The organism is Pseudomonas mercuritolerans (genome assembly GCF_025706525.1).
Classification (GTDB): Bacteria; Pseudomonadota; Gammaproteobacteria; order Pseudomonadales; family Pseudomonadaceae; genus Aquipseudomonas; species Aquipseudomonas mercuritolerans.
In genome coordinates this window covers 121,973-139,754 of record NZ_JAMSHA010000002.1, presented here as the reverse complement: position 1 = coordinate 139,754, position 17,782 = coordinate 121,973, and the positions used below count along the sequence as shown (strand labels likewise).

General features: G+C 60.3%; 14 protein-coding genes. 10 read left to right on the top strand and 4 right to left on the bottom strand.

From position 1 onward, the window contains the following. Positions 1-61: 61 nt before the first annotated feature. The 5 genes from ND528_RS05370 (at position 62) to etfB (ending at position 6,731) form a co-directional block, all read left to right on the top strand. On the top strand, positions 62-592 hold the full coding sequence (locus tag ND528_RS05370; RefSeq protein ID WP_039757633.1) for a 4-vinyl reductase: 531 nt from the start codon (positions 62-64) through the stop codon (positions 590-592). Between the two features lie 15 nt (positions 593-607). Next, positions 608-2,668, top strand: coding sequence for a dimethylglycine demethylation protein DgcA (dgcA, locus tag ND528_RS05365; protein WP_041476756.1), 2,061 nt, complete (start codon positions 608-610; stop codon positions 2,666-2,668). A 113-nt stretch (positions 2,669-2,781) separates the two neighbouring features. After that, positions 2,782-4,731 (top strand): dimethylglycine demethylation protein DgcB, encoded by a 1,950-nt coding sequence (dgcB, locus tag ND528_RS05360; protein ID WP_073476463.1) that lies wholly within the window; start codon positions 2,782-2,784, stop codon positions 4,729-4,731. Further along, positions 4,731-5,951, top strand: coding sequence for an electron transfer flavoprotein subunit alpha (gene etfA, locus ND528_RS05355; RefSeq protein WP_151551871.1), 1,221 nt, complete (start codon positions 4,731-4,733; stop codon positions 5,949-5,951). Before dgcB ends, etfA begins: the two co-directional genes overlap by 1 nt. Positions 5,952-5,960: 9 nt before the next feature. After that, positions 5,961-6,731 carry an electron transfer flavoprotein subunit beta gene (gene etfB / locus ND528_RS05350; RefSeq protein ID WP_263469857.1) on the top strand — a complete coding sequence of 257 codons (771 nt, stop codon included), beginning with the start codon at positions 5,961-5,963 and terminating at the stop codon, positions 6,729-6,731. A 927-nt stretch (positions 6,732-7,658) separates the two neighbouring features. On the opposite strand, the gene gbcA is transcribed toward etfB, so the two are convergent. After that, positions 7,659-8,954 (bottom strand): glycine-betaine demethylase subunit GbcA, encoded by a 1,296-nt coding sequence (gbcA, locus tag ND528_RS05345; protein WP_016772823.1) that lies wholly within the window; start codon positions 8,952-8,954, stop codon positions 7,659-7,661. A gap of 296 nt (positions 8,955-9,250) precedes the next feature. Here gbcA and gbcB point away from each other — a divergent pair, with 296 nt between their 5' ends. Together gbcB and ND528_RS05335 are read left to right on the top strand one after the other, a co-directional pair. Then, entirely contained in the window at positions 9,251-10,351 is a 1,101-nt protein-coding gene (gene gbcB / locus ND528_RS05340) for a glycine-betaine demethylase subunit GbcB (RefSeq protein WP_116657858.1), read from the top strand. 43 nt (positions 10,352-10,394) lie between these two features. Continuing rightward, the gene (locus ND528_RS05335) at positions 10,395-10,583 is read left to right on the top strand and encodes a hypothetical protein (RefSeq protein ID WP_212617317.1); all 189 of its coding nucleotides are present in this window, start codon (positions 10,395-10,397) and stop codon (positions 10,581-10,583) included. A gap of 643 nt (positions 10,584-11,226) precedes the next feature. On the opposite strand, the gene ND528_RS05330 is transcribed toward ND528_RS05335, so the two are convergent. The 3 genes from ND528_RS05330 to ND528_RS05320 form a co-directional block, all read right to left on the bottom strand. Next, positions 11,227-12,330: a hypothetical protein gene (locus tag ND528_RS05330; RefSeq protein ID WP_263469856.1), complete on the bottom strand. Its 1,104-nt coding sequence runs from the start codon at positions 12,328-12,330 to the stop codon at positions 11,227-11,229. Positions 12,331-12,434: 104 nt separating this feature from the next. Beyond that, positions 12,435-12,920, bottom strand: a complete 486-nt coding sequence (locus tag ND528_RS05325) for an Hcp family type VI secretion system effector (RefSeq protein WP_056786550.1) — start codon at positions 12,918-12,920, stop codon at positions 12,435-12,437. A 159-nt stretch (positions 12,921-13,079) separates the two neighbouring features. Continuing rightward, positions 13,080-14,120 carry a threonine aldolase family protein gene (locus tag ND528_RS05320; protein ID WP_016772826.1) on the bottom strand — a complete coding sequence of 347 codons (1,041 nt, stop codon included), beginning with the start codon at positions 14,118-14,120 and terminating at the stop codon, positions 13,080-13,082. 126 nt (positions 14,121-14,246) lie between these two features. Between ND528_RS05320 and ND528_RS05315 the strand changes: the two genes are divergently transcribed. The 3 genes from ND528_RS05315 to ND528_RS05305 all read left to right on the top strand — a co-directional run bounded on the left by ND528_RS05315 (position 14,247) and on the right by ND528_RS05305 (position 17,770). Next, the gene (locus tag ND528_RS05315) at positions 14,247-14,957 is read left to right on the top strand and encodes a conjugal transfer protein TraX (protein WP_263469855.1); all 711 of its coding nucleotides are present in this window, start codon (positions 14,247-14,249) and stop codon (positions 14,955-14,957) included. Positions 14,958-15,244: 287 nt separating this feature from the next. Further along, positions 15,245-16,498 (top strand): serine hydroxymethyltransferase, encoded by a 1,254-nt coding sequence (gene glyA / locus ND528_RS05310; protein WP_024014589.1) that lies wholly within the window; start codon positions 15,245-15,247, stop codon positions 16,496-16,498. Between the two features lie 21 nt (positions 16,499-16,519). Continuing rightward, a complete protein-coding gene (locus ND528_RS05305) occupies positions 16,520-17,770 on the top strand; it encodes a sarcosine oxidase subunit beta (protein WP_016772829.1) in 1,251 nt (416 codons plus the stop codon). The last annotated feature ends 12 nt before the right edge of the window (positions 17,771-17,782 follow it).

Sequence of the window (17,782 nt, the reverse complement as noted above, 5' to 3'; positions counted from 1 at the left end):
GAGGGCTGGGGTGAGGGCCGCGGCCAACACTGAACCATCATTTTTCTGGAGTTAAGTTTCCATGGCCAAGATCGCCCCGCAATTGCCAATCGAAGTCGACAGCGAGACCGGTGTCTGGACCTCCGACGCCCTGCCAATGCTGTATGTGCCGCGTCACTTTTTCGTCAACAACCACATGGGCATCGAGGAAGTGCTCGGCGCTGAAGCCTATGCCGAGATCCTCTACAAGGCCGGCTACAAATCCGCCTGGCACTGGTGTGAAAAGGAAGCCGAATGCCACGGCCTGGAAGGCGTCGCGGTGTTCGAGCACTACATGAAACGCCTGTCGCAGCGCGGCTGGGGCCTGTTCAAGATCCAGGACATCGACCTCGACAAGGGCACCGCCAGCGTCAAGCTCGAGCACTCGGCATTCGTCTATGTCTACGGCAAAGTCGGGCGCAAGGTCGATTACATGTTCACCGGCTGGTTCGCCGGCGCCATGGACCAGATTCTCGAAGCCCGTGGCAGCAAGATCCGTACTGTGGCCGAACAAGTCTACGGAGGCTCCGAAGAGGGCCACGATGACGGCTTGTTCATCGTCAAGCCGTTGTAAGCCGAGGACCGTGCCATGGCTTTCGAAGCAATGTTCCAGCCGATCCAGATCGGCAAACTGACCATCCGCAACCGCGTTCTCAGCACCGCGCACGCCGAGGTCTACGCGACTGACGGTGGCATGACCACCGACCGCTACGTCAAATACTACGAAGAGAAAGCCAAGGGCGGCATCGGCCTGGCGATCTGCGGCGGTTCGTCCGTCGTGGCGATCGACAGCCCGCAGGAATGGTGGAGTTCGGTCAATCTATCCACCGACCGGATCATTCCGCACTTCCAGAATCTGGCCGACGCCATGCACAAGCATGGCGCCAAGATCATGATCCAGATTACTCACATGGGCCGTCGCTCGCGCTGGGACGGTTTCAACTGGCCGACCTTGATGTCGCCCTCGGGCATCCGTGAACCGGTGCACCGCGCCACCTGCAAGACCATCGAGCCGGAAGAGATCTGGCGAGTGATCGGCAACTACGCCCAGGCCGCGCGCCGGGCCAAGGCTGGTGGCCTCGATGGCGTCGAACTGTCGGCCGTGCACCAGCACATGATCGACCAGTTCTGGAGCCCGCGCGTCAACAAGCGCACCGATGAATGGGGCGGCAGCTTCGAAGGGCGGATGAAGTTCGGCCTGGAAGTCCTGAAAGCCGTGCGCGCCGAGGTCGGTGACGACTTCTGCGTGGGCATGCGCCTGTGCGGTGACGAGTTCCACCCGGACGGCTTGTCCCACGAGGACATGAAGCAGATCGCCAAGTATTACGACGACACCGGCATGCTCGATTTCATCGGCGTGGTCGGCTCGGGTTGCGATACGCACAACACCCTGGCCAACGTCATTCCGAACATGAGTTATCCACCGGAGCCGTTCCTGCACCTGGCTGCCGGGATCAAGGAAGTGGTCAAGGTGCCGGTGTTGCACGCGCAGAACATCAAGGACCCGAACCAGGCCACGCGCATCCTTGAAGGCGGTTACGTCGACATGGTCGGCATGACCCGCGCGCACATCGCCGACCCGCACCTTATCGCCAAGATCAAGATGGGCCAGATCGACCAGATCAAGCAGTGCGTCGGCGCCAACTATTGCATCGACCGCCAGTATCAGGGTCTGGACGTGCTGTGCATCCAGAACGCCGCGACCTCCCGTGAATACATGGGCGTGCCGCACATCATCGAGAAATCCACCGGGCCGAAACGCAAAGTGGTGATCGTGGGTGCCGGCCCGGCCGGGATGGAAGCCGCGCGCGTGGCTGCCGAGCGTGGCCACGACGTCACGCTGTTCGAGAAAAAAGACTTCATCGGCGGGCAGATCACCACCGCATCGAAAGCACCGCAGCGTGACCAGATCGCCGGTATCACCCGCTGGTTCCAGCTGGAACTGGCGCGGCTGAAAGTCGATCTGCGCCTGGGCACAGCGGCGGATGCCGACACCATCATGGACCTGCGTCCGGATGTCGTGGTGCTGGCGGTCGGCGGTCATCCTTACCTTGAGCAGAACGAACACTGGGGCGCCGCCGAAGGGCTGGTGGTCAGCAGCTGGGACGTGCTCGACGGCAAGGTTGCGCCGGGCAAGAACGTGCTGGTCTACGACACCATTTGCGAGTTCACCGGCATGTCGGTCGCCGACTTCCTCGCCGACAAGGGCAGCCAGGTCGAGATCGTCACCGACGACATCAAACCGGGCGTGGCCATCGGCGGCACGTCGTTCCCGACCTACTACCGCAGCATGTACCCGAAAGAAGTGATCATGACCGGCGACATGATGCTGGAGAAGGTCTACCGCGAGGGCGACAAGCTAATTGCGGTGCTGGAGAACGAATACACCGGTGCGAAAGAGGAACGGGTGGTCGATCAGGTGGTCGTCGAAAACGGCGTGCGCCCGGACGAGGAAATCTACTACGCCCTCAAGGACGGCTCGCGCAACAAGGGCCAGATCGACGTCGAAGCGCTGTTCGCGATCCAGCCGCAACCTTCGCTGAGCGAGGCGGGCGACGGCTACTTGTTGTTCCGCATCGGCGACTGCGTGGCGCAGCGTAATACCCACGCCGCCATTTACGACGCACTTCGGCTCTGTAAGGATTTTTGACGGCTCAGCTGCAAGCCACAAGCTGCAAGCTGCAAGTAAAAGCACAGCCGATCCATGCTGCTCTTTCTTGCCGCTTGTAGCTTGCAGCTTGCCGCTCGCCAGAGGTGACTCTGATGTTGAACACCCTTCTTCCAATCCTGTTGTTCGCAGCCCTCGGCCTTGCTGTCCTCGGCGCGTTGCGGCGGATGAACATGTGGCGCCGGGGGCGGGCGGCGAAGGTCGATCTGCTCGGCGGTCTGCTGGCCATGCCCAAGCGCTACATGGTCGACCTGCACCACGTCGTCGCGCGGGACAAATACATCGCCAACACCCACGTCGCAACGGCGGGCGGTGCGGTCGCATCGATCGTGCTGGCGATTCTGGTGCACGGTTTTGGCCTGCACAACCGCATCCTCGGCTACGCCTTGCTGCTGATGTCGGCGGTGATGTTCGTCGGCGCGATCTTCATGTACCTGCGCCGGGTCAATCCGCCTGCACGTCTGTCGAAAGGCCCGTGGATGCGCCTGCCGAAAAGCCTGCTGGCGTTCTCCGCGTCGTTTTTTCTGGTGACCCTGCCTGTGGCGGGAATCCTGCCGGAAAACTTCGGCGGCTGGGTGCTCGCCGCCATTCTCGGTGTTGGCGTGCTGTGGGGCGTGTCGGAACTGTTCTTCGGCATGACCTGGGGCGGGCCGATGAAACACGCCTTTGCCGGTGCCCTGCATCTGGCTTGGCACCGCCGTCCGGAACGCTTTGGCGGCGGGCGCTCGACCGGTTTGAAACCGCTGGACCTGAACAATCCCGATGCGCCGCTGGGCGTGGAAAAACCCAAGGATTTCACCTGGAACCAGTTGCTCGGTTTCGACGCCTGCGTGCAGTGCGGCAAGTGCGAAGCAGCGTGCCCGGCCTTCGCCGCCGGCCAGCCGCTGAACCCGAAAAAACTGATTCAGGACATGGTCGTCGGCCTCGCCGGCGGCACTGACGCCAAGTTCGCCGGCAGCCCGTATCCAGGCAAACCGATCGGCGAGCACGGCGGCAATCCGCACCAACCGATCGTCAACGGTCTGGTCGATGCCGAGACCTTGTGGTCGTGCACCACCTGCCGTGCCTGCGTCGAGGAATGCCCGATGATGATCGAGCACGTCGACGCCATCGTCGACATGCGCCGGCATCTGACCCTGGAAAAAGGCGCGACGCCGAACAAGGGTGCCGAAGTTCTCGAAAACCTTATTGCAACCGATAACCCCGGCGGTTTTGCCCCGGGCGGGCGGATGAACTGGGCGGCGGATCTGAATCTCAATCTGCTCAGTGAGAAGAAATCCACCGACGTGCTGTTCTGGGTCGGCGACGGCGCCTTCGACATGCGCAACCAGCGTACCCTGCGTGCGTTCGTCAAAGTGCTGAAAGCGGCCAACATCGACTTCGCCGTGCTCGGCCTTGAAGAACGTGACAGCGGCGATGTGGCGCGGCGTCTCGGCGACGAAGCGACGTTCCAGTTGCTGGCCAAACGCAACATCCAGACGTTGGCCAAATACAGCTTCAACCGCATCGTCACCTGCGATCCGCACAGTTTCCATGTGCTGAAAAACGAGTACGGCGCCTTCGACGGCAACTATCTGGTGCAGCACCACAGCACCTACATGGCCGAGATCATTCAGGCCGGCGCGCTCAACCTCGGTCAGCACAAAGGCAACAGCGTGACTTATCACGATCCATGCTACCTGGGCCGCTACAACGGCGAGTACGAAGCGCCGCGCGAAGTGCTGCGCGCCCTCGGCATCGAAGTCAAAGAGATGCAGCGTTCTGGCTTCCGCTCGCGCTGCTGCGGCGGTGGCGGCGGCGCGCCGATCACTGACATTCCGGGCAAGCAGCGCATCCCCGACATGCGCATGGAAGACATCCGCGAAACCGGCGCCGAACTGGTGGCGGTGGGTTGTCCACAGTGCACGGCGATGCTCGAAGGCGTGGTCGAACCGCGTCCGCTGATCAAGGACATCGCCGAACTGGTCGCCGACGCGTTGCTTGAGGACGCCGCGCCAAGCAAGCCTGCTACGCCGGCCAAACGTGAACCTGCGGAGGTGCACTGATGAGCGACATTATCCGCCGCGACCCGCGCGCCGAATGGATTGCCCGTAACCGTTTGCATCCGCTGCACGCGGCGATGCAACCGGCGCAGCACAGCTGGATGGGGCCCAATGGCGTCATCCGCAAGAATCTGCACGGCATGGGTTTTATCGGCCCCAACGGCATCAAACGGATCGACCGCAGCGGCGCGCAGCAGGGCGGGGCGGTCAAGCGTTCGGCTGCTGTTGAAGTGCAGTTGCCGTTGCATCAGGTACCGGCTCCGGCGTTCTACATCAGCGTGGTGCCGGATATGGTCGGCGGTCGCCTGAGCAGCCACGACCGCGATCTGCTCGGCCTCGCTCACCAACTGGCCGGCACCGATGGTGCGGTGCTTGCTGTGGTGTTCGGCGAGCACAAGGAAAGCGCTTTCGAAACTGCTGGCGTCGATCGCCTGCTGGTGCTGGAAGGCGAGGAATTCAGCGGTTATGCACCGGAGCAGCGGGTGCAGGGCTTGCGCGCTGTGGATAACCAGTTCAATCCGCGTCACTGGTTGCTGCCGGACAGCCGCAGCGGTGGCGGCGAACTCGGCCGGCGCTTTGCTGCGGCACTGGGCGAGCGCCCGGCCACGCGGGTCTGGCAGGTCAAGGATCAGGAGTGCATCGGCCGCGCCGGGGCCGGATTGCAAGATCTGGCGCGTCCAGTGGCGCGGTTGATTCTCGCCGCTGCCGAATGCGCGGAGCCGGTCAGCGAAACCCGTCACGAAGCGTTGCCAGTGGAGTTATCCACAAGCGTCGCGCGCAGCTTGTCGCGAATCGAAGATCTTGGTGCCGTGGCGGTGGATCCGGCAGCGATTCCGATGGCCGAAGCGGAATTCATTTTCTCCGGCGGCAACGGGGTCAAGGACTGGCAGCTGTTTCACGAAACGGCAGCAGCCCTCGGCGCCACCGAAGGCGCTTCGCGGGTTGCAGTGGACGACGGCTTCATGGCGCGGGATCGCCAGGTTGGCGCGTCCGGCACCTGGGTCACCGCGCGGGTCTATGTCGCTGTGGGTATCTCCGGCGCGATCCAGCACCTGCAAGGCATTGGCGCCTGCGACAAGGTGGTGGCGATCAACCTCGATCCGGGTTGCGACATGATCAAGCGTGCCGACCTCTCGGTGATCGGCGAAAGCGCAGAGATTCTGCAAGCGTTGATCGAAGCGGTCGCGGCTTACCGCAACGAAGCCAAGCGCGATGCGGCTTAAGGAAACCCTATGAACACGAACGTTATCAGTCTGGTCTCGATTGGCGCTCACCCGACCTCAGGTCGGCCACGGCGCGCCGATCAGGATGCGCGCGCGGTGGAACTGGGCCTGCAACTGGCTGGGGATAACCTGCAAGTGCTGCACGCCGGTGATGTTGCCGAACCGGCCCTGCGTGCCTATCTGGGCATGGGCCTGGAACAGCTGCATGTGCTGGAACAACCCGCTGGCGCCGATGCCTTGCCGGCGCTGACCGCATACCTGCGCGATGCCGGGGCGCAAGTAGTGCTGACCGGCAGTCAGGCGGAAACCGGCGAAGGTTCGGGGATGTTGCCGTTCCTGCTGGCGGAAGGTCTGGGCTGGCCGCTGGTAGTGGGCCTGGCGCAGGTCGAATCGATCAATGACGGGTCGGCGCTGGTCCTGCAAGCGTTGCCGCGCGGCCAGCGACGCCGCTTGAAGGTGAAGCTGCCGTTTCTGGCCACTGTGGATAACGCCGCACCGAAGCCTCGGCAGAGCGCGTATGGCCCGGCACGACGGGGCGAATTGGCCGCTGATGACGTTGAAGTGATGGAGGACCAATTGTTGGCCGTCGCCACGCTGCAACTGGCCAAGCCACGACCCAAGCGCTTGAAGGTGATCAAGGCCAAGAGCGGCGCCGACCGGATGAAGGCGGCGACGGCCAAGGCCAGTGGCGGCGGGGGGCAGGTTTTGAAGGGTGTAACCGCGCAGGCGGGTGCCGAAGCCATCCTCAAGTTGCTGATCGAAGAAGGCGTCGTGCGCTAAAAGCCCCTCACCCTAGCCCTCTCCCGGAGGGAGAGGGGACCTACGGTGGCGCTCTCAGGTTTGACGTCGACCTGAACGATCAGCGTGAGCTCAGGTTTGGCCAAGCCAAGGTCACCGCACAGGTCGCAGGTCTGTACATTTCTCCATTCCACCTCGGTCGGCTCCCTCTCCCTTCGGGAGAGGGCTGGGGTGAGGGTAGCGGTTTACCCACAATCCCTGTTGGTGGATCTGTGGATAACGTGTTCGCCCCTCCCTACATCCCTCGCCAATCAAGCCATGCAGCCACCCGGTCAAAAAACAACCAGCCTAAGTCACGGGTTTTTCGGGCTTTTTTCCGCTAATAACTCGACAAGTTGCCCCCAATCTCTGTTGGCGCTTCTGTGGATAAGATGTTCGCTATCCGCTGTAGGCCATATGGATCAGGGTCTACACGGGTTTGATCAATTATTGATCAAATGCGCCTTCCTAGCGCCAAGAGCCGTCAACGCGAGGGGTTTTCCCCAGTCATTGGGGTTTTTCCACAGGTGAATCAAAGTTGTCCCCGATCTCTGTTGGCGCTTCTGTGGATAACGTGTTCGCTACCCGCTACAGGCCTTTAAATACGTGGTATGTACGAGGTTGATCAAAAAACGATCGATCGTTTTCAGAAACTGTGATTCAGAATAAGTTACGGTTTTTCTTTGCAAATCAGCAAGATATTTTTTGACTCATCCACAGTTACCCTCATTTGCTGTGGGCGGGTATGTGGATAACTTGTTTGCGGAAGGCTGGAGGGCTTGATGGGTATGGGGGCGGGGGTGGTTGATCGGAAATTGATCAATCAGACTTGTGATGTAGGTAAGGACGCCTTCGCGAGCAGGCTCGCTCCCACAGGGGAATGCATTCCACCTGTAGGAGCCGCCGCAGGCTTCGATGTTTTGCTCCTGATCAGCCCTGAACCGGTACACCTTTGAGGTAAGGCGCAGGCTCGGCCCCGAGGTTGTTCAACATCCGCTCGCTGTACCAGTCGACGAAGTTGACCACGCCAAATTCATAGGTCTTCGAGTAAGGCCCCGGCTGGTAAGCGGTGGAGTTGATCCCGCGCTGGTTTTCCTCAGCCAGACGCCGGTCCTGATCGTTGGTCGCGTCCCACACCTGGCGCATGCGCTCGACGTCGTAATCGACACCTTCCACCGCATCCTTGTGCACCAGCCACTTGGTGGTGACCATGGTTTCCTGGGCGCTGATCGGCCACACGGTGAAGACGATGATGTGATCGCCCATGCAGTGGTTCCACGAATGCGGCAGGTGCAGGATGCGCATCGAGCCCAGGTCCGGGTTCTTGATCCGGCCCATCAGTTTCGCGCAGCCTTGCTTGCCGTCGAGGGTCATCGACACGGTGCCCTTGAGCAGCGGCATGCGCACGATACGGTTGCGCAAGCCGAAACTGGCGTGGGCGTAAGGGATCTTTTCCGCTTCCCAGGCAGCGGCGGAGGCGGCGACGTGATCCTTGAACGCCTGATCGGCGCGCGGGTCGGTGACGTCGTCCCACTCCAGCAGGGTTTTCAACAGTTCCGGGTGCGATGCGTTGCAGTGGTAGCACTCGCGGTTGTTTTCCAGCACCAGTTTCCAGTTGGCCTTTTCCATCAAGGTGGTGGTGATCGCCACCTTGGTGTTCTCCATGTCGTACGGTTCCATGTAATGGTTGAGCGTCGACAGGAAGTCATCGATGGCCGGCGGGTTCTCCGCCAGGCTGATGAAGATGTAACCGCCAGCGGTTTTCACATTTACTGGTTTGAGACCGTACTGCTTCATGTCGAAGTCGGCGCCCATCTCGGTGCCGGCGAACAGCAGGCGACCGTCCAGTTCGTAGGTCCACTGGTGGTAATGGCAGACCAGTTTGGCGACTTTGCCTTTTTCACTGGTGCACAGGCGCGAGCCACGGTGACGGCAGACGTTGTGGAACGCGTGCACCACGCCCTCGGCGCCGCGAATGACGATGATCGGGTTCTTGCCGACCTGCAGGGTCAAGTAGTTGCCCTTGGCCGGGATCTCGCAGGTCATGCCGGCGATCAACCATTCCTTCTGGAAGATCTCCTGCATGTCGATATCGAACAGGCGCTCGTCGCTGTAGAACGGTTGCGGCAGGGAAAAGGTGCGCTCGCGCTCCTGGAGCATTTGTGCGGTGGCCTTGCGTGCGGGTTCCAGCGGATCGCCCAGGCTGATTTTTGCGGTGACGTCCATCGATGTAATCCTCATGGCCCTCTGCGTGGCCGGCGAAAGTGGCTGATCAGGTGTGCTGCAAAACGGTTGCTACGCAAGGTGTAAAGAAGTCGTCTTGTGTTGGGGCGAGTGTGGGGCCGGCGCTGGGGGGAACCTTATCCATGCGCGACATGGCGCAATCTGTTCCCGACGCGCAAGCCCCGGTGTTCAAGGGCTGGTCGCGATAAGTATGTCAATGTCGCGGATAGGTAAACGCACGGTCTGCGCTATACGCAGAATCGCCGACAAGAGGCCGACAGTCGGCCGTGGAGAACAGCATGTCCAACAGCTTCCTGAATCCGGTCACCACCCAGACCTGGGCCAATGGCCGACACATTGTCCGTTGCGTCAAAGTCATCCAGGAAACCTGGGATGTGCGCACTTTCTGCTTTATGGCCGACCAGCCGATCCTGTTCTTCTTCAAGCCGGGGCAGTTCGTCACCCTGGAGCTGGAAATCGAAGGCCAGCCGATCATGCGCTCGTACACCATTTCCAGCTCGCCGTCGGTGCCGTACAGCTTTTCGGTGACGATCAAACGCGTGCCGGGCGGCAAGGTCTCGAACTGGTTGCACGACACTTTGCATGAAGGTCAGGAGCTGGCGGTGCACGGCCCGGTCGGGCTGTTCAACGCGATCGACTTCCCGAGCCCGAAGGTTCTGTATTTGAGCGGCGGCGTCGGCATCACCCCGTGCATGTCGATGGCGCGCTGGTTCTACGACACCAACGCCAACGTCGACATGACCTTCGTGCACAGCGCGCGCTCGCCGAAAGACATCATTTACCACCGCGAACTCGAGCACATGGCGTCGCGGATCGACAACTTCAGCCTGCACCTGATCTGCGAAAAGCACGGCCTCGGTGAGCCATGGGCCGGTTATCGCGGTTACCTGAATCACAAGATGCTCGAACTGATGGTCCCGGACTTCCTCGAACGCGAAGTGTTCTGCTGCGGCCCGACGCCGTACATGACCGCGGTCAAACGCCTGCTGGAAGCGGCCGGCTACGACATGTCGCGCTATCACGAAGAATCCTTCGGCGCCACGCCACCCGAGGCCCGCGCCGACGCGGTGGAACAGGCCGAACAAGCCGCCGATGCGCCAGAAATCGACGCCGCGGATCTGCACCAGGTCGAATTCACCGCCTCCGGCAAAAGCATTCGCGTGGCCCCGGGCGAAACCGTCCACGCGGCAGCCGCCAAACTCGGCCTGATGATTCCGAAAGCTTGTGGCATGGGTATCTGCGGGACCTGCAAAGTGCTGAAACTGGGCGGCGAAGTGGAGATGGAGCACAACGGTGGGATTACCGAGGAAGACGAGGCGGAAGGATTTATCCTGTCGTGCTGCAGCGTGCCGAAGGGGGATGTGCGGATTGAGTTTTAATGAAGAAAAGTAAAGGCTTCCTAATTGCCATGACGGACAAGTCATGGCAGTTGTTTATCGATGTTGTATCTGTGTGAAGTTCTACCGCTTTTACGCGCCAGAGCTACCGGACGGGGTGTCCAAAAAACGACGCGCTGAAATAAAGCAGTGGAGTTGTGACGAAGCTGAAAATCAAGACGCGATCAAATGGCTTTGTATTGAAATGTTTGCCTTGGTCTCCAATGATGATTGAAAAAGTCATCATCAAAACCGCGAGCATAAACATTGCTGACAAGGGGGCTGCTATTTCCAATCCGTTAAATTCGTACCACTGGGTTTTTCTCTGAATTCTGTAAGGTAATTGAATGCTCTGTTTGTAAATTGCGCGAGCAGCAACGATAAACAAGCATAGGGTCGTCAGGTCGCATATTAGAAGTCCACGCCTTCTCGGTGTAAGGGCAAACCATCTTCTTGGCTGCGGCAGGCGTTTTTCAAACCTGCTGCCACAAGCATGACATTTGAACAGCGTCTTTTTATTTTTGGCGCTGCATGTTTTGCATATTTTTGTTCGTGGTTTCATAAAGAAAGACGCTATTTGGTTCTGCTTGGAGTGTTCGCTGGTTTTATCTTGGGAAATGTTTGGTCAGGCGACTTATCGAGTATCTTGGTAAATTATCTCAGCAGCATCTTCGCCCATTGTTTCGCCTATTATTACCGCTGCAAGAGTTCCGACGCCCACCGCTACTGCACCGCAGACCAGGGTGCCAACTCCTCCTGTCGGAACGCCTATTCCCAGACAGATTTTCGCTGCTACTGGCGCGGTCAAGATGCGACTGCTGATTGCTCCTCCAACCATGCCACCCATAAAGCTTCCGGTTTCCGTGAATTTCACCTTTTCACACGCCTAGGTATTCCCATGCAGGCACACATCCTGCACCTTCAAGGCCGAGGCGCCACCGCCTACTGCTGTGCCGATCCAGCCACCATATTTGACGTACTGTGACGCTTGGCTGATAGCCCGAATATGCGTGGCATACCCCGGGTTTTGGCCGACGCCGCCAGCCTTTCTCCAACGATGCACTAGGTGAGGATGATCGATGCCGAGAGCGGTCTTGAGGCTCGGGTGATCCGGGAGACCAATGCTTTGCCGCGTGAACTGGTTGAGATTGACGTCCAGTTTTTTCAGCAACTGCGCACGTTGTTTTTTGAACTGCTTCGAGTTCAGGCTGCCTTTTACGTCCAGCGTTTGAACATGCAACTCCTAAATATCTGCGAGAACATTTTTTATGCCATCCAGATGATTGGCTGCCATGGCCGTGAACTTTTGATTCATAGGCGAGTGCGGTCTGGATCACGCCGTAGTGCTGCGCCATGAAATCCGCTTCTTCCACGGTCAGCGGTTCCAGCGTCGCACTGACGAAACGCGCGGTCTGCATCAGCAATGCTTCCTCGTATGTGCATTGCTGATTGTCAGGGTCGCTCAGCACGATCATCGAACCGGCTTTAATCATGTCCGGGGTCGGATTCAAACTTCTGAATCTGGCGATGACATTCGGGTTTGCGGAGGGGAGCAGTTGTGCCTCAAGCTTCTCGACGACAATGCTTTTCGGCACGATGTAAAAACCCGGCTCCGATGGGGCCGGACGATCTTGCGGCCAGTGCTCGCTGGGGAAGAACTTCAAGTCGTTGACGGGCTGAGGGCTGCGCGCGGTGCTGCTGTTATTAACGCGCGCCACCCTGAGGTTCTGCTGATGAATCGCGCGCAGCAACCTGTCTGGATCGGAGCGCGAGGCAGGCTGCCTGAGCATCGATAACGAGCGTTTTTTCACCCCTTCAGGAACGGCACCTTTGGTGCCGCGTACCAGAACTCTGGATTGGTTCAGAAGATGACGCTGTTCCTGTGCAAAGGCGTCAAGGCCCATGTCCGCTGAAAGGCGGCCGCTGGCGACATCATCGACAATGCCCTTGGCGAAGCGCGCGACCTCCTGATTGAACTGCACGCGCGCACTGCCGAATGCCAGATGACGTGAGCCGACTGTATGTGCCTGTGCGAGCAGCTTGCCGGCAACGTGTCGAACGTAGCTGAGACCATGGCGCCGATCGCTCAACCTTCTTCGCCCCACGAGGCATGGCCGCTGGTCCCGGCGAGGTGATGCACCCAGCTGATGCCACGATAACGAATGGCGACCTGCTCCTGAGGTTCCGCGTCGTTGTGCAGAATGACGTGGGGCATATCCAGGTTCAGTTCGGTGAGCACCGCGCCGTCGATCGAGACAGAAAAGTATTTTTCCTGCTGACCCTGAGGGGAGGTTCGGTAGAAGTTGATCTTGCAGTCGATCTCTTCACGGTTGGCCAGTGCCTGGGCGAGCAGCGGTGAAGATTTGTCGACGACTTTGGTGACAATGACCGGCGCGTGGGTGGCTCGGTGAGAGTTGTCGAGGTTGGCGAGGTTGTGGCTGTACGACAGCACCATGATTTCATCGGTGTGTGCCGCCTGATATCTGTTGCCGACCGAATCAGGCGTTGAGCAGCCTGCCGAAATCAGCCCTTGGGTCTTGCCCGTGATCGTCATGTAGCCGGGAATTGCCATCGCGTGCGCTCCTTGAATCGGGAGCGGGCAGTCTATGGCGGGATTTTCGTGCTTTCTGTAGGCCTTGGTGTAGTCCGATTCTGAAAATGCAGGTCTGCGACGCGCAGCCTCTGGGTTGCATTCCCGTGCTGAGCATGGGAATGCAACTAGGGAGCGGAATCAGGCCGACATCACTTCGCGAATATCGCGCGCCAGTTCGCGCACGCGCTCTTCTTCGGTGTCCCAGGAGCACATGAAACGTGCGCCGCCCTTGCCGATGAAGGTGTAGAAACGCCAGTTCTTTGCAGTCAACGCAGCGATGGCCGGCTCGGACAGTTGCAGGAACACGCCGTTGGCCTGCACCGGGAACATCAGTTCGACGCCGGGAATGTCGCTGACCAGTTCTGCCAGCAGTTGCGCGCAGTGGTTGGCGTGGCGGGCGTATTTGAGCCAGGCGTCGTTTTCCAGAATGCCGACCCACGGTGCCGACAAAAAGCGCATCTTCGATGCCAGTTGCCCGGCCTGCTTGCAGCGGTAGTCGAAGTCTTCGGCCAGTTTGTGGTTGAAGAACAGGATCGCTTCACCCACCGCCATGCCGTTCTTCGTGCCGCCGAAGCACAGCACATCAACGCCGGCCTTCCAGGTGAGGTCAGCGGGCGAGCAGCCGAGGAATGCGCAGGCGTTGGAGAACCGCGCGCCGTCCATGTGCAGGTGCAGGCCCAGTTCCTTGCAGGTTGCGCTGATGGCGCGGACTTCTTCCGGGGTGTAGACGCTGCCGACTTCAGTAGCTTGAGTCAGGGTCACCACGCGCGGTTTCGGGTAGTGGATGTCCTGACGCTTGAGCGCGACTTCGCGGATCGATTGCGGGGTGATCTTGCCGTTTTCAGTGCCGGCGATCAGCAGCTTCGAGCCGTTGGAGAAGAATTCCGGAGCGCCGCATTCGTCGGTTTCGACGTGGGCGGTTTCCGAGCAGATCACGCTGTGGTAACTCTGGCACAGCGACGACAGCGCCAGCGAGTTGGCGGCGGTGCCGTTGAAGGCGAAGAACACTTCGCAGTCGGTTTCGAACAGTTTGCGGAAATGATCGGCCGCGCGGGCGGTCCATTCATCGTCGCCGTAAGCGCGCTGGTGGCCGTGGTTGGCCTGTTCCATGGCAGCCCAGGCTTCCGGGCAGATCCCGGAATAGTTGTCGCTGGCGAATTGTTGGCTCTTGTCGGTCATGGCCGGCTTCCGTAATCGAGACTCTTGTGAAGGCTCGTGGTCAATGAGGATGCGCACTTTACCGAAGATCTTCCGGGGAGCACATGCGATGTCGGGTGGGGAAAATTACCAGTTTATGGGCCGATTATGCACCTGAGCCAACGCGACGGTGCCCTGGATCTGCTCAAGTGGCTGGCGCTGCTGAGCATGTTGCTCGATCACCTGCGATATGTCGGCTTCTCCGCCGACTGGCTGTATGTGCCGGGGCGCCTGGCGTTTCCATGGTTTTGCCTGGCGATGGCGGCGAATCTGGCACGAGACGGTTCGCGCAAGATGGAATGGCGCTATCTGGGCTGGCTGTTGCTGTTCAGTGCAATCAGCGAAATTCCTTATCGCTTTTATATCCCCGACCCTGACACGTTCAACGTGATGCCGACGCTGGCGCTGGGCTTGCTGGTGGCGCGCGGCTGGCAGGACTCAGCGTCGGTGCCACGGTTGCTCGCGCTGGCCGCGCTGGTGGTTGCGGCGGCTTTTTCAGAACGACTGATGTTCGGTTTCTTCGGCGTATTGTTGCCATTGGCGATGCTGGTGGTGTTCCGCCGACCCTGGTATTTCAGCCTGTTGCCGGGGCTGGTGTGTCTGGCGGCGAACCAATGGCAGGTGCTGCTTGAATCGGCGCGCTTCGGCAACAGCGTGGCGATGCTTGGTCTGGCGACGTGTGTGTTTGCGCCGATGCTCGGAATGTTCTTGTTGCGACATGGGCGACATCTGCAGCCACCACCGATGCGGCGCTGGGCGTATGCGCTGTATCCCGCGCATTTCCTCCTGCTGCTTGCCATCCGCCAAATCATCGCCTGACCCCTGTGGGAGCGAGCCGGCTCCGGGCGGCGTTCCGACGAAAGCGGTCTGCCAGCCAACTTCTATGTCGGATGTGCCGGCATCTTCGCGAGCAGGCTCGCTCCCACAGGGGATCTGCGGCGTTTCGAAGAGGTCATTTCCAGCCATGTCGTAAACGCACCTTTGCGTGGCGTCCGCAGGCATTTGAGCTGTCTGCACCGGCCATACCATCGCATCAAAGGGCACTGCCATCGTTGCCAGTGCCTTACCGAGACGAATGGCGCACAGATGCCGCTGGGAGAGACGCGATGTTCAGCAAGCAAGACCAGATCCAGGGTTACGACGATGCACTGCTGGCGGCGATGAATGCCGAGGAGCAACGTCAGGAAGATCACATCGAGCTGATCGCGTCGGAGAACTACACCAGCAAGCGCGTCATGCAGGCGCAGGGCAGCGGCCTGACCAACAAATACGCCGAAGGCTATCCGGGCAAGCGCTACTACGGTGGCTGCGAGCATGTGGACAAAGTCGAAGCACTGGCCATCGAACGCGCCAAGCAACTGTTCGGCGCCGACTACGCCAACGTCCAGCCGCACTCCGGCTCCTCGGCCAACAGCGCCGTGTACCTGGCGTTGATCCAGCCGGGTGACACCATCCTCGGCATGAGTCTGGCCCACGGCGGTCACCTGACCCACGGCGCGAAAGTGTCGTCCTCGGGCAAGCTCTACAACGCCGTGCAGTACGGCATCAACACCGACACCGGGCTGATCGACTACGACGAAGTCGAGCGTCTGGCGGTCGAGTGCAAACCGAAAATGATCGTTGCCGGTTTCTCTGCTTACTCGAAAACTCTGGACTTCCCGCGCTTCCGTCAGATCGCCGACAAGGTCGGTGCGCTGCTGTTCGTCGACATGGCTCACGTCGCCGGTCTGGTCGCTGCTGGCCTGTATCCGAACCCGCTGCCGTACGCCGATGTGGTCACCACCACTACGCACAAAACCCTGCGCGGTCCGCGTGGCGGGCTGATCCTGGCCAAGTCCAACGAAGAAATCGAGAAGAAGCTCAACGCCGCCGTTTTCCCCGGTGCTCAGGGCGGCCCGCTGATGCACGTCATCGCCGGTAAAGCGGTGTGCTTCAAGGAAGCGCTGGAGCCTGGCTTCAAGGCTTATCAGCAACAAGTGATCGACAATGCTCAGGCGATGGCCAGCGTGTTCATCAAGCGTGGTTACGATGTGGTCTCCGGCGGCACCGACAACCATCTGTTCCTGGTCAGCCTGATCCGTCAGGGCCTGACCGGCAAGGACGCCGATGCCGCGCTGGGCCGTGCCCACATCACGGTGAACAAGAATGCCGTGCCGAACGATCCGCAGTCGCCGTTCGTGACCTCGGGCCTGCGCATCGGCACCCCGGCGGTGACCACGCGCGGCTTCAAGGTCAGCCAGTGCGAAACCCTCGCCGGCTGGATCTGCGACATCCTCGACAACCTCGGCGACGCCGATGTCGAGGCCAATGTCGCCCAGCAGGTCTCGGCCCTGTGCGCAGACTTCCCGGTTTATCGCTGAGTCGGTTTTGGAGTAATGACTATGCAACGCTATTCCGGCTTCGGCCTGTTCAAACACTCGCTCAGCCACCACGAAAACTGGCAGCGCATGTGGCGCACGCCCACCCCGAAAAAAGTCTACGACGTGGTCATCGTCGGCGGCGGCGGGCACGGCCTGGCGACCGCCTATTACCTGGCGAAAGAACACGGCATCACCAACGTCGCCGTGGTCGAGAAAGGCTGGCTGGGCGGCGGTAACACCGCGCGCAACACCACCATCGTGCGTTCCAACTACCTGTGGGACGAGTCGGCGCACCTCTACGAACACGCGATGAAATTGTGGGAAGGCCTGTCGCAGGATCTCAACTACAACGTGATGTTCTCCCAGCGTGGCGTCTACAACCTGTGCCACACCCTGCAGGACATCCGTGATTCCGAGCGTCGGGTCAGCGCCAACCGCCTCAACGGCGTCGACGGCGAACTGCTCGACGCCAAGCAGGTTGCGGACGAGATTCCGTACCTGGACTGCTCGAAGAACACCCGTTACCCGATCATGGGCGCAACCGTGCAGCGTCGCGGCGGCGTCGCCCGACACGATGCCGTGGCCTGGGGCTTTGCCCGTGCCGCCGATGCCTTGGGCGTGGACCTGATCCAGCAGACCGAAGTGATCGGTTTCCGCAAGGAAAACGGCGTGTGCATCGGCGTCGAAACCAACAAGGGTTTCATCGGCGCCAAGCGCGTCGGCGTGGTCACGGCCGGTAACTCCGGGCACATGGCCAAGCTTGCCGGTTTCCGCCTGCCGATCGAATCCCACCCGCTGCAAGCGCTGGTGTCCGAGCCGATCAAGCCGATTATCGACAGCGTGATCATGTCCAACGCCGTACACGGTTACATCAGCCAGTCCGACAAGGGCGACCTGGTGATCGGCGCCGGTATCGACGGCTACAACGGCTACGGCCAGCGTGGTTCGTACCCGGTGATCGAACACACCATCCAGGCCATCGTCGAGATGTTCCCGGTGCTCTCGCGGGTACGCATGAACCGCCAGTGGGGCGGCATCGTCGACACCACCCCGGACGCTTGCCCGATCATCTCGAAAACGCCGGTACCGAACATGTTCTTCAACTGCGGTTGGGGCACCGGTGGCTTCAAGGCTACACCCGGCTCGGGCAACGTGTTTGCCGCGAGTCTGGCCAAGGGTGAAATGCACCCATTGGCTGCACCTTTCTCCATCGACCGTTTCCACAACGGTGCGTTGATCGATGAACACGGCGCTGCTGCGGTTGCCCACTAACAGGAGAAATCC

What these genes read in the sequence shown, in the direction of transcription:
- ND528_RS05370 (WP_039757633.1), top strand. Translation starts at nt 62, where the DNA reads ATGGCCAAGATCGCCCCGCAATTGCCAATCGAAGTCGACAGCGAGACC.
- dgcA (WP_041476756.1), top strand. Translation starts at nt 608, where the DNA reads ATGGCTTTCGAAGCAATGTTCCAGCCGATCCAGATCGGCAAACTGACC.
- dgcB (WP_073476463.1), top strand. Translation starts at nt 2,782, where the DNA reads ATGTTGAACACCCTTCTTCCAATCCTGTTGTTCGCAGCCCTCGGCCTT.
- etfA (WP_151551871.1), top strand. Translation starts at nt 4,731, where the DNA reads ATGAGCGACATTATCCGCCGCGACCCGCGCGCCGAATGGATTGCCCGT.
- etfB (WP_263469857.1), top strand. Translation starts at nt 5,961, where the DNA reads ATGAACACGAACGTTATCAGTCTGGTCTCGATTGGCGCTCACCCGACC.
- gbcA (WP_016772823.1), bottom strand. Translation starts at nt 8,954, where the DNA reads ATGGACGTCACCGCAAAAATCAGCCTGGGCGATCCGCTGGAACCCGCA.
- gbcB (WP_116657858.1), top strand. Translation starts at nt 9,251, where the DNA reads ATGTCCAACAGCTTCCTGAATCCGGTCACCACCCAGACCTGGGCCAAT.
- ND528_RS05335 (WP_212617317.1), top strand. Translation starts at nt 10,395, where the DNA reads ATGGCAGTTGTTTATCGATGTTGTATCTGTGTGAAGTTCTACCGCTTT.
- ND528_RS05325 (WP_056786550.1), bottom strand. Translation starts at nt 12,920, where the DNA reads ATGGCAATTCCCGGCTACATGACGATCACGGGCAAGACCCAAGGGCTG.
- ND528_RS05320 (WP_016772826.1), bottom strand. Translation starts at nt 14,120, where the DNA reads ATGACCGACAAGAGCCAACAATTCGCCAGCGACAACTATTCCGGGATC.
- ND528_RS05315 (WP_263469855.1), top strand. Translation starts at nt 14,247, where the DNA reads ATGCACCTGAGCCAACGCGACGGTGCCCTGGATCTGCTCAAGTGGCTG.
- glyA (WP_024014589.1), top strand. Translation starts at nt 15,245, where the DNA reads ATGTTCAGCAAGCAAGACCAGATCCAGGGTTACGACGATGCACTGCTG.
- ND528_RS05305 (WP_016772829.1), top strand. Translation starts at nt 16,520, where the DNA reads ATGCAACGCTATTCCGGCTTCGGCCTGTTCAAACACTCGCTCAGCCAC.